This window comes from Actinoplanes xinjiangensis, from assembly GCF_003148685.1.
GTDB lineage: Bacteria > Actinomycetota > Actinomycetes > Mycobacteriales > Micromonosporaceae > Actinoplanes > Actinoplanes xinjiangensis.
The window spans coordinates 132,656-147,929 of the sequence record NZ_QGGR01000014.1 but is presented as its reverse complement, the minus strand read 5'-3'; the positions used below and the strand labels follow the sequence as shown (position 1 = coordinate 147,929).

Here is a 15,274-nt window from a genome sequence, read left to right as displayed (position 1 = left end):
GGTCACAGCGCGTCGGCGCAGGACTGGAGCGCCGCCGCGTTCCGGACGACGACCTGGCGGTAGCCGGTGTCGACGATCCCGGTCGCACGCAGCTCGCGCAGCGCCTTCTGCAGGGTTATCTCGGCCGCACCGCACATGGTGGCCAGCTCCGACTGGGTGAGCTGGATGTCCACGACGATGCCGTCGTCCTGGCGGTAGCCGTACGCCATGGCGATCTCCCAGAGGATCCGGGCGAGACGGACCTTCACCGGGTAGGAGGCGAAGTCGACCCGGCGCCGATTGGCCAACCGCAGCCTGTCCGCCACGATGCCGGCGATCGCCATGGCCGCGTCCGGATGGTCGCGCAGGAACGACCGGAAGTCGTTGCGCTGGATGATCCGGATCGCCGAGGCCCGGCACGTGGTGACGGTCGCCGATCGGGGAGTGCCGTTCAAGGCGGAGATCTCACCGACGAGGTCGCCGGAGACGCGCACGTCGAGCAGGGCGTGCCGCCCGTCCGCCATCGCGACGGTCACCTTCGTCAGGCCGTCGTTGAGCAGGATGACATGCGACTCGTTCATGCCCTCCTGAATGATGACGCGGGAGGCCGCCGCGGTCCGGGGGATGCCGAGGGTGAGGAGCCTGCGGCGGGTGGAGTCGCTGAGGCGGCTGAGCAGCGTGCCCTGAAGCCACAGTGATTCGGTCAAGCATGCCTCCTCCGGACACGGGGGCGGTTACGCCGCGTGCTTCTGCGGCTACATTATGTGCCATCGCTCCGTCTGGCTTGCGCGGGTCTCACGTCGTGGCTGCGACCGTGACCGCGAGTGCCAGAAGCGCGCCCGCCGAGGTCGAGGCGACGATGAGCGAGGGCAGGGCGCGGCGGATCCGAGAATGCTTGGCCAGGGCGATGTCCGCCAGCACGGAGGCGGCGTCCCATGCCTCGTTCCGCTGCGTGCGGATGTCCTCCTGTGTGGGCCGTGCGGCCGGGAAGGTGAACCTGTTGCCCGGATGTGCGCCGCCCAGGCGGGGCATGATCGTGGCCAGCAGGTGCCAGGCGCTGACGCCCAGACCGCCGAGCCACAGGACCGCGCCGATGCCCGCCACCGCGAGGAGGGCCGGTGATCGGGCGCCGGCGATGGTCGGCGCTTGCTGCAGCACCGTCACGGCGATCCCGCCCTGGACGCCGAGCAGGGCCTGCGCCTTCATGTCGGCGTGGCGGATGGTCTCCTGCAGCGACGTGGCGGAAAACAGGGCCGAGTGGAGGTCGCGCAGCGTGTCGGATCGTTCCTCAACTGTCATGGCTCCAGTTCAGCGCCGGATCGTCGAAACGATTACATCCTCGTACGGGTTCCGGTGATCGATCGACATCCCGACAACCCATAGATATACGTAATCGCCGGACGGCGTCGCCGGTAGAGAGGAGGGGACACATCGAACCGGACTCGAAGGGTGAACCCGCGTGCCCCCATTGCAGGATCCGCACCGCCGCATCGTCGTCGCCGCGGACATGGAGAGCTACAGCAAACGCAACAACGTTCTGCAGTACCGCGCCCAATCGGCCTTCCGGCAGATCATGGACGACGCCGCGTCGGTGGTCGGCCTTCGCCGTGTGGACTGGCAGATCCAGCAGGGTGGCGACGGTGAACTGGCGATCCTGCCCGCGTCGGCCAGTGAGCGCGCGGTGGCGGGAAGGCTGGCGCCGGTGGCGGACCAGTTGCTCCGGGAGTACAACCAGGGACTGGCTCCGGAGGCGAGGGTTCGTCTGCGCCTCGCCGTGCACCAGGGCCTCGTGCATCTGGAGGGCGCCAACGGATTCCCTGGCGACGCCGTCATCGACACCTGCCGGCTGGTCGACTCGCCGCAGGTGAAGCGGGCGCTGCGTGACTTCCCGGACGCGAACGTGGCCCTGGTGGTCTCGGACTCCCTCTACCGGGACGTGATCGAGCACTACCGGGACCTGCGCCCCGACCAGTTCGCCCGGGTCCGGGCGGAGATCCCGGAGAAGAACTTCAGTGCGGCTGCCTGGATCTACGTGCCGGGAGAGAACGCCGCGCATGCCGGATCCGAGTTCCCGCCCGAGGTGGGGGACTCCTCGACTCCGGAAGCCGTCACAGGCGCGCCCACCGTGGTGCCGCCCGCTCCCGTCGGACAGACGTTCAGTGGCGTCGTCACGCACGCGCCGGCCCAGTTCGGCAACCACAACACGATGCGGAACTCTCATGGCTGACGGGGAATCGGACGAGGAGGCCGGCAACGGCCCGGCGCTGCCGTCGCCGCCGGACTCGCCGCCGCCGCCCGAGCCCGCCGAGGCCGACGGAGCCGCTCGACAACCGGCGGAACCGCGGCAGCCCTCACCGGCCGTGACCGATGCGGAGGATGACGAGGTCACCGTCGGTGACCTGCGCATCGATCCGCGTGCCATCGCCGAGATGCTGGGAATCAGATTCGACGAGACGACCACCCACGGGCCGGCCCAGTTCGGCAGCCACAACACGATGAAGAACTACTTTGGGGAGCAGCCGCTGGATCTGATCATCGATCCGCTTCCCGCCCTCCGGTGCTACGCGCCCGCGGACGCCGACAAGCGGCTCCATGACCTCCTGTCCCAGCGTGCCACCGGTTGCCTGACCGGGCTCCGGAACTCGGGCCGGTTCACGACCGTACGGGCGGCTCTGGAAGTCCGGCACGACCCGCGCCGCGTCTACGAGATCAAGCTGCCGACGGATGTGGATCCGGAGGAACTCACCAGAGATCCCGAACGTCTTCCTGAGGACAGTGGTTTCGTGCTCCGGCTTGCCGGCAACGGGCACATCGGGGCGATGCGAAAACTGGAGGGCACCTTCCACCGCCGTCGGTCGAGCCTCCTGCTCATTCGGGACGAAGGCACCTGGCGATGGGAACACCAGGGTGGCGAGGTACGGCACGAGCGCCCGGATCTGTTCGCCGTCTTCCAGGAACATCTGACGAACCTGCTCGCCGAGACGGGGCAGGCGATCCCCGCCCTGTATCTGAGCGATGAGGTCGGGGGCGAACTGAAAGCCGTCAACGGGCCCAAGGAGAGTGTCGCCTTCGCGCATGCGTTCGCTGAGAAACGGCCTTCAACCGAGCGAGAGGTACGCGACATCCTCGACCGTTCACACGGGAAACGGCGGGAGCGGGCCGCCGCCATCCTGTTGCCCGACCGGAACACGACTTCCCGGGTCCGCCGAGCCGGCCAGCACGAGCGTGCCTTCCGCCTGTGCTACGCCGTCTTCGAGCGACGACCGCTGCACTACGTGTTCGAAGCCGCCGATCGGCTGCTGCACGAGATCGACAGTGCGGCGTTGCGTCCGGACTGGGGCAGCATGGCACTGCTGCACCCGGTACGTGATCTGCTCGGCGAGCGGCTGTCGGAGGAGTGGGACGAGGGGCAGAAGCCCGGATCCGTGGTACGCGGCGCCTCGCGTACGGCGGTGCTCCGCGACGCCGGCCTACGCCGGGCGATCATCGACGTGGCATGGCACGAATTCGACGGCACCCGTGCCGCGTTGCTGAAGTGGCTCGACCGCCTCGCCGATGATGACGACGAAGTGATGCGCCGGGCCGCCGCCGACACCGCCGGAATCCTGGTTCTGCACGATTTCGACCGCCTCCATGCCGGCCTCGTGGACAGATGGTCCCGCTCCGGCCGGGCCTCCACGCGACAGGTCGCAGCGTGGACGATGACCATCGCCGACCAGGCCGGTGACGTCGGGCCCATGGTGCGGGCCAAGCTCAGCGAGTGGTGCTCCGAACGCAGCTACCAGGGCGACACGGCTGCCCGCGTGTACGCGAGCGGTCTGGAACAGACCGTACTGGCGTGGAGCATGTTCGACCTCGCCCGCATCGCAGTGGCCCCGTTCCAGCGCCGCCGCCGGGTCGTGGCCGTCGCGATCAGCCAGCTCTACCGGCCGGACCGCGCCGACTGGCTCATCGCCGAGCTGCACGAATGGTCCAAGGAGCGTTCGCTACAGGTGCATGCGGCTCGTGCGTTCGTGCTCCTGGCGGCGAGAACCGACCAGGACGTCCCCGGCGAGCGGCCGGATCTGCTGGAACGGCTCCTCCGGGGCGGCATGGACCGCGAGCAACTCGGCCGTCTGTGGCTCGGCGCCTTCCTCGATGCCCGCAGCGCGTTCGCAGCCGGGGAGGCGTTGGCCGGGTGGCTGGACTACGCCGACCGGCACGAGGAGTACATCCCGATCCTGGTGTCGCTGCTCGAAGCGGTGGCCGCCGGCTCGCCCACGACACGGAGGCGTGTCGCCTTCTACCTCAGCCGGACGGCGACGTTCCGGAACGGCCTTCCCGGTTGGACACCGGACTGGATGAAGCAGAAAAGGCGGGAATCATGATCGTCGAGCCGGAGATCGCACGAACGGGCCTGTGGACGCGTTTCTGCGCGTGGCTCGGCCGGATGTGGCGGGCGTTTCTCGCCCCCTTCGGTGAACCGGAGCCGATGCCCGTCATCCCGCTCTCGCCCGCACCCGCGCCGCCACCGCCGCCGCCTCCCGGCGTGCTGCGGGGACGTCGCCGGCTGCCGTCCCCGCTGGTCGTGCCGGCCAACGGCTACGTCTTCAACTTCCACGTCCAGGCCACGTTCGTGTGGGCGGCCGACGGGCTCTACCAGGACGAGTTGACCAGCTCCATCGACGCGCTCATGCCGTATGCGACCCGGCGCCTGAAAGCGCTCGCCGCCAGACTCTCGCGTCTGCACTCCCCGCACCGGGCGCGGGAGTTCGAAGCCGAACTCCAGCGGGAGCTGCAACAGAGCGGGCCGTGGAGCCTCACCTGGCGGGGCGCGACCCTCAGCTGTGACCCGCACGTCTGGGTCGAGTTGGACGAGCACGTCAAGGAAGCGATCCGGCCCTACTGGGAACAGATCATCAAGCTCGACTTCGAGCACGACGTGCAGATGCGCCGCGCCGAGTACGCCGAACGGCTCAGCAGGCAGTGGACGACCATCCTGACCGACCTGATGGTCAGCCCGGTCGCCGGTGGTGCCGCGGAGATGACCGAGAACGAACTGGCGGAGGTGGTCCGGAAGATCGTCGACGAGCAACGCGCCACCGCCGAGAAACTCGAGGAGCTGATGACCAGGAAGGTGGACGGCGGTGACACCTTCGAACGGACTGAACACTTCGACGCCTTGCTGGAGCGCTTACAGCATCGCGCGGACCGGCTCTTCCAGCAGGCCGACGGAGCTCCGGCGAACGGCCACCGGCAGGACGGGCCGACCACCCGAACCCTGTGACGTGTGCGAATCAACAGGCTCACCGCGCCCCATCGGCGGCTAAATTCAAGATCATGAGTGAGCGAACGTACGGCCGGCGCGATCTGATCGATGCGTTTCTGGCCACGCGCGAGGGGGAGAGGTACGGCGGCTACTATCCGGAGTCCTCCGACTACAACGCCGCGCTCCGTGCCCACCAGGAGGCGATGCTCGACGGGCTACAGCGCCTCTACGGTGTGCGCCTGAGCCGCGAGGATGCTCCGGACCGGGTGCTGTTCGTGCTGTTCCAGTCGACGGCCCGTTCGCTGCTGTCGCTGACCACGCCGTGGTCGGGGTTCCTGGAGGCGGGCCTGCTGCTTCAGCGGCTGGAGGCCACCGGCGCCACCGGTGCCCGCGTGATGGCGGCCAGCGACCGCATCTGGTCCCGTAACGACGAGTCCCGCGAGGACCACCTGCTGATCCTCGACGAACTGCTCATCGTCTTCCTCGGCGACCGCGCCGACTGCACCTTCACCGCCGCGGACCTGATCGCCGCCGGTGTCGATCCCACGCCGCCCAGCACCGACGACCACCCCCTTTACGAGGGCTGACCCGGCATCCGGCGGCCGGTTTCGGCGAGGTTGCCGCTCTCCTACCACCGGCCGGACGGGCGGCGGCGGATGGGCGTCCGGTTCGGGACGGTCGGCCGGTGGGCCACGGCCGCATGGTGTGCGACATTGTCGCGACGTTCCGCGCCGGTCTGCGGTGCGGCGTGAACGGTGAGGTGCCGGCCTGCGGTGCGGCGTGAACGGTGACGTGCCGGCCTGCGGTGCGGCGTGAACGGTGACGTGCCGGCCTGCGGTGCGGCATGAACGGTGACGTGCCGGGGGAGAGGACGAGATGGACGACGCTCTGGTGGCCTACAACGCCGGGCGGGTGGACGGGGCCGCCGGATACCGGGACCCGCAGATCGCTGAGGATGCGGAGATCGGTGCCGATTACCGGATCGGGGTGCTGGACGGCCGGATCGCGGCGTTCCACCTGATCATGGAGGTGCGGCGCATTCTCGGGATGGAAGGCTCCCTCTTCGAGCGCCCGGACGACGTCACCGGCACATGATCAACAGCTCACAACAGCTGATCGCAGCCAAGTGACCAGCCGTTATTCTGGCGGAAACATTCGATTGCCGGTCCCGAAACCAGGCCTTAGGACTCTTGCACCGGACGGCGGCACAGGATGGGGACCGGATGATCGAGGGCGCACTGGCCGGCTTCACCGTGGCGGTAACCGCGGAGAGACGCCGGAACGAGATGGCTGCTCTGCTGGAACGACGCGGAGCACGGGTGATCAGCGCACCCGCGATCACCATCATTCCACTGATCGACGACGAGGCGCTGCACGCGGCGACGGCGGCCTGCATCGGCCTGGAACCGCATCTGGTGGTCGCGACCACCGGGTTCGGGTTCCGCGGCTGGCTGGAGGCGGCCGAGGGCTGGGGGCTGGCCGAGACACTGCGGGAGTCGCTGCGTAACGCGCGGATCATCGCCCGCGGCCCGAAACCGTGCGGCGCGATCCGGGCGGCCGGGCTCATCGAGGACTGGGCGGCCAAGACGGAGGCCTCCGAGGAGGTGCTCGAACGGCTGCTCAGCGAGGGGGTGGCCGGGCTGCGGATCGTGGTGCAGGAGCACGGGGAGCCGCAGACCGAGTTCGTGAAGACACTGCGTACGGCCGGTGCGGCCGTCGTCGAGGTGCCGGTCTACCGCTGGGCGCTGCCGCCCGACGTGGCCCCGGTGCGGCGGCTCGCCGAACAGGTCGCGGCCGGTCAGATCGACGCCGTGACGTTCACCAGTGCGCCCGCGGTCAAGGCGTTCCTGCAGATCGCCGAGGAGGCGAAAGCCGACGTCGCGACGGCGTTCAGCGATCACACGCTCGCCGCGTGCGTCGGCCCGGTGACGGCGGCGCCGCTGGTCGAGCGCGGCATCCCCACGGTGATGCCGGAGCGCTACCGCCTGGGCGCGCTCATCAAGACGGTCACCGACGAGCTGCCGCGGCGCGCGGTCCGGCTCCAGGTCGCCGGGACTACCCTGGAGGTACGCGGGCACGCCGTCCTGATCGACGAGGTGCCGCACGCGCTCGCCCCCGCGGCGATGTCGATCCTCTCGGCACTGGTCCGCAAACCCGGCGCCGTCGTCTCGAAGGACCAGCTGGCCGCGTCTCTGCCCCGGGGCAACGACGGCCACGCGGTCGACGTGGCGGTGGCCCGGCTGCGGGCGGCCCTCGGCTCCGGCAAACACATCGAGACAGTGATCAAGCGCGGGTACCGACTGCGCATCGACGAAGCCGCCTGACCCTCCGCAACACCCGACACCCGACGCAGCCCGATGACCAGCCGGGCCGTCACCACCACCGGCGACGAGGCCGGACCTGGAAGCGCCCGATGTCCATGCCGGGCCACCGGAACCAGACGCTGAACCAGTACGGCCGGCGCGGCCACCGCGGACATTCCCCCGGTGGCCGCCGGAGCCGCACCGCGAGCCTGATGTCATGCCGGGCCGCTCCCCACCGCACCGCCTTGAGGAGATGTCGCATGAGCGAGAACACCACCCTGATCGCCGTCGCCCACGGCACCCGCTCGCCCGCCGGCCGCCAGCAGATCCAGGAGCTGGCCGCCTCGGTGGCCCGCCGCCGGCCCGGCCTGGACGTCCGCCTCTGCTACGTCGACGTGCAGGAGCCGAAGGTCGCCGACGTCGTCGCCGGAGTGACCGCCGCTCGTGGCGACGCCGTCGTCGTGCCGCTCCTGCTGTCGGCCGGTTACCACGTCCGGGTCGACATCGCCGAGGCGGTCGCCGGGACCGGCTTCCCGGTGACGGCGCCGCTGGGCCCGGACGACGTCTTCCTGGAGAGCCTGCGCCGCAACGTTCCGGCCGGCGCCGACGCGATCGTGCTCGCCTCGGCCGGTTCGTCGGATCCGCTGTGGGTGCGGGGCATCCGGGAGGTCGCGGCGGAACTGCCCGGCCGGGTCGAGCTGGGTTGCACGTCCGGCAGTGGCCCGCGGGTCGCCGACGTCGTGGCGAGGCTGCGGGCCGAGGGCGCCCGGAACATCGCCGTCGCCGCGTATCTGCTGGCCGAGGGCCTCTTCTACCGCACCCTGCACAGTGCCGGCGCCGACTCGGTGACCCCTGCGCTGTGCCACGACGGGCAGGTCGCCGACCTGGTGCTGCGTCGGTTCGACAGCGCGATCCTCACAACCGTCGGTAGCGGTTTGTAGTCACAACCGTGGCGGAGCCAATGTAGGGATTCCTGAACAACAGCGTCACCGCAACACGTCTGAAGGGTTAACGGCGGGCCGAGAACATTCTCGGTGTGACGGCGACCCAGACGCATTGCCCGTACTGCGCCCTGCAGTGCGGGATGACGCTGACGCCCGAGCTTCCCACGCGACTGGGGATGCCGGGTGTCCGGCTCGAACCGGCCGAGTTCCCGGTCAACCGGGGCGGCCTGTGCGCCAAGGGCTTCACCGCGGCGGACCTGCTCGACCACACGGACCGGCTGCTGACGCCGCTGGTGCGCAAGGAGCCCGGCAACCGGGAGTCTCCCCTGCGGGAGGCGTCCTGGGAGGAGGCGTACGAGCGGATCGTGACCGCGATCCGGGACAGTCAGGAGCGGTTCGGCCCGGACAGTGTCGGCGCGTTCGGCGGCGGCGGCCTGACGAACGAGAAGGCGTACGCGCTCGGCAAGTTCGTACGGGTGGCGCTGCGGTCGTCGGCGATCGACTACAACGGCCGGTTCTGCATGTCGAGCGCAGCCACCGCGGCGAACCGGGCCCTCGGGATCGACCGTGGACTGCCGTTCCCGCTGGCCGACGTGGCCGAGGCGCGCACGGTGCTGCTGGTCGGCGCGAACCCGGCGGACGCGATGCCACCGTCCATGCAGTACCTGGACGCCGGCCGGGCCAACGGCGCCAAGCACATCGTGGTGGACCCGCGCCGCACGAACACGGCCAACGGTGCCCACCTGCACCTGCAGCCGCTGCCCGGCACCGACCTGGCTCTGGCGAACGGGATGCTGCACATCGCGATCCGCGAGGGCTGGGTCGACGAGGAGTACGTGGCGACCAGGACCGAGGGCTTCGCGGCCGTCCGGGCAGCGGCGAACTCCTACTGGCCGGAGCGGGTCGAGCGGATGACCGGCGTCCCGGAGGCGCAACTGCGCGAGACCGTACGGCTGCTCGCCACCGAGGGCCCGGGCATGATCCTCACCGCGCGCGGCGCCGAACAGCACAGCAACGGCACCGACACCGCGCAGGCGTGGATCAACCTGGCACTCGCGCTCGGCCTGGTCGGCAGGCCCTTCTCCGGGTACGGCACGATCACCGGCCAGGGCAACGGGCAGGGGGGGCGCGAGCACGGGCAGAAGGCCGACCAGCTCCCGGGTTACCGCCGGCTCGACGACCCGGCGGCGCGCGCCCACGTGGCCGCGGTGTGGGGGATCGAACCCGACGAGTTGCCACGGCCCGGGCTCTCGGCGTACGAGATGATCGATCGTCTCGGCGCCGACGGCGGGGTCAAGGTTCTCTGGGTGCTGGCCAGCAACATCGTGGTCTCCGCCCCGCACAGCAACAACGTCGTCGACAAGCTGCGGAAACTCGATTTCCTGGTCGTCTCGGACATCTTCCGCTCGGAGACCGCCGAGTTCGCCGACGTCGTCCTCCCGACCGCCCAGTGGGCGGAGGAGGAGGGCACGATGACGAACCTCGAGGGCCGTGTCATCCGGCGGAAGATGGCGCTGCCGCCTCCGCCGCTGGTCAAGAGTGACCTGACGGTGCTGGCGGAGCTGGCCGGGCACCTGGGCCGGGGTGGGTTCTTCAGCGACGAGCCGCGCGCGGTGTTCGAGGAGCTGCGCCGGGCGAGCGCCGGCGGGATCGCCGACTACGCCGGCATCACCTACGAGCGCATCGAGGCCGAGGAGGGCGTCTTCTGGCCGTGCCCGGACGAGACGCACCCGGGGACGCCGAGGCTGTTCGGCGCGGACTTCCCGACCGCCTCCGGCCGCGCGAGATTCATCCGGGTCGATCACCGCGACGCGGCGGAGCTTCCCGATTCGACGTTCCCGTACGTGTTGACGACCGGCCGCAACATGCAGCAGTACCAGAGCGGCAACCAGACCAGAAGGGTCCGGGCGCTCACCGTGGCGCTGCCCGAACCACGTGCCGAGATCCACCCCGACCTGGCCCGCCGGCACGGGATCGCCGACGGTGACCTGGTCGAGTTGCGCAGCCGCCGGGGCGCCGCGACGTTGCGGGCCCGGCTCAGTGACGGCATCCGCCCGGACACGGTGTTCGCCCCGTTCCACTGGCCCGGTGCCAACGCACTGACCAACCCGGCACTGGACCCCCATTCGAAGATGCCCGCCTTCAAGGTGTGCGCGATCGCCCTGTGTAAAGCCGAAGACGGGAGCGTCTGACCATGTACTCCACCCCTCGCTTTCTCCAGGGCGTATTCGCCTTCGAGGGCAAAGGCCTCGACGAGCCCGCCCCCCTCGGCACCGCTCTCAGCTACACGGTTCCGGCGGGCGCGAGCGCCCAGGCGGTCTACTTCCGCGCCGGCAACGCGAGTGACGAACTGATCTGCGTCGTGCTGGTGCGCGACGGAGCACCCATGCGGTACTTCCCGGTCGGCGCCAAGGGCGACGTCCACGTACCGCTGCGGGTGCTGGAGGACCTCGCCGGCGGCACCACGGTGGAGCTGTGGCTCGCCGCGCCGGCCGGACTGAACGGAACAGTGATCGTGGACCTCGGACTGGTGGAGATCTGATGACCAAGAAACTGGTAGTCATCGGCAACGGCATGGCGGGCGCCCGCACGGTCGAGGAGATCCTCGCCCGCAACGGCGACTTCTCCATCACGATGTTCGGTGACGAGCCCTACGGCAACTACAACCGGATCATGCTGTCCAACCTGCTCGCCGGGGTGGAGGACGAGGCCGGGATCTACCTCAACGACCTCAGCTGGTACGCCGACAACGACATCACCCTCAACGCCGGGGTGAAGATCGAGCGGATCGACCGGTTCGCCAAGAAGGTGTACGCGACGGACGGGTCGGCCACCCCGTACGACAAGCTGATCATCGCGACCGGCTCCAGCTCGTGGACGCCGCCGATCAAGAACATCCACAACCCGAAGCGCGGCTTCCACCAGGGCGTCTTCGCGTTCCGGACGCTCGACGACACCCGCGGCATGATCCGCTACGCCCGGGACCACGAGCGCGCCGTCGTGATCGGCGGTGGCCTGCTCGGCCTGGAGGCGGCCCGCGGCCTGCAGAACCACCTGAGCGACGTGACGCTGCTGCACGCCATGGGCCACCTGATGGAGCGGCAGCTGGACGAGAAGGCCGGCCACATGCTCCAGGCCAGCGTCGAGAACAAGCTCGGTATCAAGGTAATCACCAACGCGATGACGACCGAGATCCTCGGCAAGGACCGGGTCACCGGGGTGAAACTGGCCGACGGCACGGTGATCCCGTGCGACGTCGTGGTGATCGCCGCCGGCATCCGGCCGAACACTCAGGTCGCCGCGGACAGCGGGCTGACCGTCGAGCGCGGCATCGTGGTCGACGACCAGATGCGGGTGCAGGACGAGGAGGACATCTACTCGGTCGGTGAGTGCGCCCAGCACCGCGGCAACCTCTACGGCCTGGTCGCGCCGCTGTGGGACCAGGCGAAGGTGCTCGCCGACCACATCACCGGCCGCGACACCGAAGCCGCCTACACCGGCTCGAAGCTCTCCACGAAGCTCAAGGTCGCCGGCATCGACGTCGCCTCGATGGGTCTCATCGCGCCGGAGACCGACGACGACGAGGTGATCATCTACAGCGAGCCGAAGAAGGGCGTCTACAAGCAGCTCATCATCCGCGACGGGGCACTGGCCGGTGCGATCCTGGTCGGCGACAACAGCAAGGCCGCCGGCCTGATCCAGTCGTTCGACCGCGCCCAGGCCCTGCCGGAGGAGCGCGCCGAGATGCTGTTCGACATCGGCGGCCCGGCCGGCGAGGTCAAGCCGGAGGACATGCCGGACGACGCGCAGGTCTGCAACTGCAACGGTGTCAGCAAGGGCGCCATCTGCGGTGTCGTCAACGCCGGGTGCAAGACGGTTTCCGGCGTGATGGACAAGACCCGTGCAGGCAAGGGCTGCGGCACCTGCAAGCCGCTGGTGCAGCGGATCGTCGAGTGGGCGGCCGGCGGCGAGGCCGAGGAGGACCCGGCCGCGTCCTGGTACGTCCCGGGCGTGCCGATGCCGAAGCCGGAACTGATGGACGCGATCCGCAAGTACGAGCTGACCAGCGTCTCCGCGGTCTTCGAGAAGCTGGTGCCCGGTGGCGAGCACGACGCCAAGAGCAAGATGGGCCTGGCCTCGCTGCTCAAGATGATGTGGGCCGACCGGTACGTCGACGAGCGCGACGCCCGCTTCATCAACGACCGGGTGCACGCCAACATCCAGAAGGACGGCACCTTCTCGGTCGTCCCGCAGATGAAGGGCGGCGTCACCACCCCGGCCGAGCTGAAGCGGATCGCCGAGGTCGCCGAGAAGTACAAGGTGCCGATGGTCAAGCTCACCGGCGGCCAGCGCATCGACCTGCTCGGCATCCCGAAGGAGCAGCTGCCGGCCATGTGGGCGGACCTCGACATGCCGTCCGGGTACGCCTACGGCAAGAGTTTCCGCACGGTGAAGACCTGTGTCGGCTCTGATTTCTGCCGATTCGGTGTCGGTGACTCGACTGCGCTGGGCATCGCGATCGAGGAGCGTTACCAGGGGCTGGAGGGTCCCGGAAAGATGAAGCTCGCGGTCACCGGCTGCCCCCGTAACTGCGCGGAGGCGTACGTCAAGGACCTCGGGGTCGTCGCGATCGACGGCGGTAAGTGGGAGATCTACGTCGGCGGCGCCGCGGGCGCCCACATCCGCAAGGGCGACCTGCTCGTCACGGTCGACTCTCCCGAAGAGGTGATCCGTCTGACCGGCCGGTTCCTGCAGTACTACCGCGAGAACGCGAACTGGCTGGAGCGCACCTACGCGTTCGTCCCCCGGATCGGCATCGAGCGGATCCGCGAGATCGTCATCGAGGACACCGACGGCATCGCCGAGGCTCTGGACGCCGCCGTCGAGGAGGCCGTGCAGGCCTACAAGGACCCCTGGAAGGAGCGGGCCGTCCCGGCCACGCCCGGCCAGTTCCGTACCTCCCTTCCCCTGACCGTTCTCCCTCAGGTTCCGGTGCGCTCATGACCATCACCCCCCTCGCCCCGACCGTGCTCGGCCCCCTCGACGAGATCCCGCTCGGCGAAGGACGTACCTACGCCGTCGGGTCCGAGATGATCGCAGTCTTCCGCCTCCGCGACGGCTCCCTTCGCGCGGTGTCGGCGGTGTGCCCGCACAAGGGCGGTCCGCTCGCGGACGGACAGATCGACAACAAGGTTGTCGTCTGTCCCTTGCACCTCTACGCATGGGACCTCGCCACCGGGTGTTCCCAGTCCGGACAGCCCCCGATCAGCGTCTACCCGGTACGGGTCGATGACGGTCACATCATTCTGGGAGACTGACAATGACTGCGACACTTCCCACGATCACACCGGACAGACCGGAAGCGAAGACGCTGAAGGGCCACTGGATCGACGACTGGCGGCCCGAGGACCCGGCATTCTGGGACAACGGCGGCAAGCAGATCGCCAAGCGCAACCTGATCTTCTCGATCTTCTCCGAGCACATCGGCTTCTCGGTGTGGTCACTGTGGTCGGTCATGGTGCTGTTCCTCGGCCCCGCCTACGGCTTCGACCCGGCGCAGAAGTTCCTGCTCACCGCCGTGCCCACGCTGGTCGGGGCGGCGCTGCGGATTCCGTACACCTTCGCCGTCGCCCGGTTCGGTGGCCGTAACTGGACCATCATCAGCGCGTCGCTGCTGCTCATCCCGTCGATCGCGGCGGCCTTCCTGATCGAGCCGGGCGTCGAGTACTCGACCCTGCTGATCCTGGCGGCGCTCGCCGGTGTCGGTGGCGGCAACTTCGCCTCCTCGATGGCCAACATCAACGCCTTCTACCCGGACCGGCTCAAGGGCTGGGCGCTCGGCATCAACGCCGGCGGCGGCAACATCGGTGTTCCCGCGGTGCAGCTGGTCGGCCTGTTCGTGCTGGCCACCTTCGGCGCCGGCAGCCCCGGCCTGGTGGCCGGCGTCTACATCCCGCTGATCGTGATCGCGGCGGTCGGCTCGGCCGTCTACATGGACAACCTGACCCAGGCCCGCAACGAGAAGCGGGGGATGCGTGACGCGACCAGGGAGGGGCACACCTGGGTGATGTCGGTGCTCTACATCGGCACGTTCGGGTCCTTCATCGGCTTCGGGTTCGCCTTCGGCCAGGTGCTGCAGGTGCAGTTCGCGGACATCTTCAACACCCCGGTCAAGGCCGCCTACCTGACCTTCATCGGCCCGCTGCTGGGTTCGCTGATCCGGCCGTTCGGCGGCGCTCTCGCCGACAGGTTCGGCGGGGCGAAGGTCACCTTCCTCAACTTCATCGCGATGGCGGTCGGCGCGTCCATCGTGCTCTTCGCCGCGCAGCAGCGCTCGCTGCCGCTCTACCTGGTCGGGTTCATCCTCCTGTTCATCCTCAGCGGGCTCGGCAACGGCTCGACCTACAAGATGATCCCGGCGATCTTCAAGCAGAAGTTCGCCGGTGACGAGCACCGGGCCCGGCGGATCTCCGGCGCGGTCATCGGCATCGCCGGTGCGATCGGCGCGGTCGGCGGGGTGCTGGTCAACCTGGCCTTCCGGCAGTCGTTCCTGACCTACAAGGACGCGGACGCGGCGTACATGGCGTTCATCGTCTTCTACGCGCTCTGCGTGGTGATCACGTGGGCGGTCTACCTCCGGCCGGCGGCCCGCACCAGGATCGCCGTCTGATCCGCCCCGCGCTCCACTCTTCGGCCGACCAGAGTACCGGCTGAAAGTATGAACTCCCGCAGCTCGGCTGCGGGAGTTCACTCTTTCGGGGTGCGCGTCTCCCATGCCGCAGGCGCCGGGGGATCATACG

Annotated in this window: 14 protein-coding genes; 12 read left to right on the top strand and 2 right to left on the bottom strand. The window is 69.2% G+C overall.

The window, feature by feature from the left end; genetic code table 11:
- Positions 1-2 precede the first annotated feature (2 nt).
- Positions 3-686: a Crp/Fnr family transcriptional regulator gene (locus tag BC793_RS28760; RefSeq protein ID WP_109598151.1), complete on the bottom strand. Its 684-nt coding sequence runs from the start codon at positions 684-686 to the stop codon at positions 3-5.
- An 88-nt stretch (positions 687-774) separates the two neighbouring features.
- Entirely contained in the window at positions 775-1,278 is a 504-nt protein-coding gene (locus BC793_RS28755; RefSeq protein ID WP_109598149.1) for a Pycsar system effector family protein, read from the bottom strand.
- Between the two features lie 169 nt (positions 1,279-1,447).
- Between BC793_RS28755 and BC793_RS28750 the strand changes: the two genes are divergently transcribed.
- The 12 genes from BC793_RS28750 to BC793_RS28695 all read left to right on the top strand — a co-directional run bounded on the left by BC793_RS28750 (position 1,448) and on the right by BC793_RS28695 (position 15,144).
- On the top strand, positions 1,448-2,206 hold the full coding sequence (locus BC793_RS28750; protein ID WP_109598147.1) for a hypothetical protein: 759 nt from the start codon (positions 1,448-1,450) through the stop codon (positions 2,204-2,206).
- A complete protein-coding gene (locus tag BC793_RS28745) occupies positions 2,199-4,346 on the top strand; it encodes a hypothetical protein (RefSeq protein WP_239169937.1) in 2,148 nt (715 codons plus the stop codon). The genes BC793_RS28750 and BC793_RS28745 overlap by 8 nt, the downstream gene beginning before the upstream one ends.
- Complete coding sequence (locus BC793_RS28740) at positions 4,343-5,245, top strand: hypothetical protein (RefSeq protein ID WP_239169936.1); 903 nt, start codon at positions 4,343-4,345, stop codon at positions 5,243-5,245. The genes BC793_RS28745 and BC793_RS28740 overlap by 4 nt, the downstream gene beginning before the upstream one ends.
- A 53-nt stretch (positions 5,246-5,298) precedes the next feature.
- Entirely contained in the window at positions 5,299-5,814 is a 516-nt protein-coding gene (locus tag BC793_RS28735) for a hypothetical protein (protein ID WP_109598145.1), read from the top strand.
- Positions 5,815-6,103: 289 nt separating this feature from the next.
- A complete protein-coding gene (locus BC793_RS28730; RefSeq protein WP_109598143.1) occupies positions 6,104-6,322 on the top strand; it encodes a hypothetical protein in 219 nt (72 codons plus the stop codon).
- Between the two features lie 131 nt (positions 6,323-6,453).
- Positions 6,454-7,551 carry a uroporphyrinogen-III synthase gene (locus BC793_RS28725; RefSeq protein WP_203896150.1) on the top strand — a complete coding sequence of 366 codons (1,098 nt, stop codon included), beginning with the start codon at positions 6,454-6,456 and terminating at the stop codon, positions 7,549-7,551.
- A 239-nt stretch (positions 7,552-7,790) separates the two neighbouring features.
- Complete coding sequence (locus BC793_RS28720; RefSeq protein WP_109598139.1) at positions 7,791-8,471, top strand: sirohydrochlorin chelatase; 681 nt, start codon at positions 7,791-7,793, stop codon at positions 8,469-8,471.
- 95 nt (positions 8,472-8,566) lie between these two features.
- Positions 8,567-10,666, top strand: coding sequence for a molybdopterin oxidoreductase family protein (locus BC793_RS28715; protein ID WP_109598137.1), 2,100 nt, complete (start codon positions 8,567-8,569; stop codon positions 10,664-10,666).
- Between the two features lie 2 nt (positions 10,667-10,668).
- Positions 10,669-11,016, top strand: coding sequence for a molybdopterin oxidoreductase (locus BC793_RS28710; protein ID WP_109598136.1), 348 nt, complete (start codon positions 10,669-10,671; stop codon positions 11,014-11,016).
- Positions 11,016-13,478, top strand: coding sequence for a nitrite reductase large subunit NirB (nirB, locus tag BC793_RS28705; protein ID WP_109598134.1), 2,463 nt, complete (start codon positions 11,016-11,018; stop codon positions 13,476-13,478). Before BC793_RS28710 ends, nirB begins: the two co-directional genes overlap by 1 nt.
- Positions 13,475-13,792, top strand: coding sequence for a Rieske (2Fe-2S) protein (locus BC793_RS28700; RefSeq protein WP_109598132.1), 318 nt, complete (start codon positions 13,475-13,477; stop codon positions 13,790-13,792). The genes nirB and BC793_RS28700 overlap by 4 nt, the downstream gene beginning before the upstream one ends.
- A 2-nt stretch (positions 13,793-13,794) precedes the next feature.
- The gene (locus BC793_RS28695; RefSeq protein ID WP_109598130.1) at positions 13,795-15,144 is read left to right on the top strand and encodes a nitrate/nitrite transporter; all 1,350 of its coding nucleotides are present in this window, start codon (positions 13,795-13,797) and stop codon (positions 15,142-15,144) included.
- The last annotated feature ends 130 nt before the right edge of the window (positions 15,145-15,274 follow it).

Bases quoted from the DNA above. Each gene is read 5' to 3' on its own strand.
- BC793_RS28740 (WP_239169936.1), top strand. From the start codon at position 4,343: ATGATCGTCGAGCCGGAGATCGCACGAACGGGCCTGTGGACGCGTTTC.
- BC793_RS28710 (WP_109598136.1), top strand. From the start codon at position 10,669: ATGTACTCCACCCCTCGCTTTCTCCAGGGCGTATTCGCCTTCGAGGGC.
- BC793_RS28720 (WP_109598139.1), top strand. From the start codon at position 7,791: ATGAGCGAGAACACCACCCTGATCGCCGTCGCCCACGGCACCCGCTCG.
- nirB (WP_109598134.1), top strand. From the start codon at position 11,016: ATGACCAAGAAACTGGTAGTCATCGGCAACGGCATGGCGGGCGCCCGC.
- BC793_RS28730 (WP_109598143.1), top strand. From the start codon at position 6,104: ATGGACGACGCTCTGGTGGCCTACAACGCCGGGCGGGTGGACGGGGCC.
- BC793_RS28755 (WP_109598149.1), bottom strand. From the start codon at position 1,278: ATGACAGTTGAGGAACGATCCGACACGCTGCGCGACCTCCACTCGGCC.
- BC793_RS28745 (WP_239169937.1), top strand. From the start codon at position 2,199: ATGGCTGACGGGGAATCGGACGAGGAGGCCGGCAACGGCCCGGCGCTG.
- BC793_RS28735 (WP_109598145.1), top strand. From the start codon at position 5,299: ATGAGTGAGCGAACGTACGGCCGGCGCGATCTGATCGATGCGTTTCTG.
- BC793_RS28695 (WP_109598130.1), top strand. From the start codon at position 13,795: ATGACTGCGACACTTCCCACGATCACACCGGACAGACCGGAAGCGAAG.
- BC793_RS28700 (WP_109598132.1), top strand. From the start codon at position 13,475: ATGACCATCACCCCCCTCGCCCCGACCGTGCTCGGCCCCCTCGACGAG.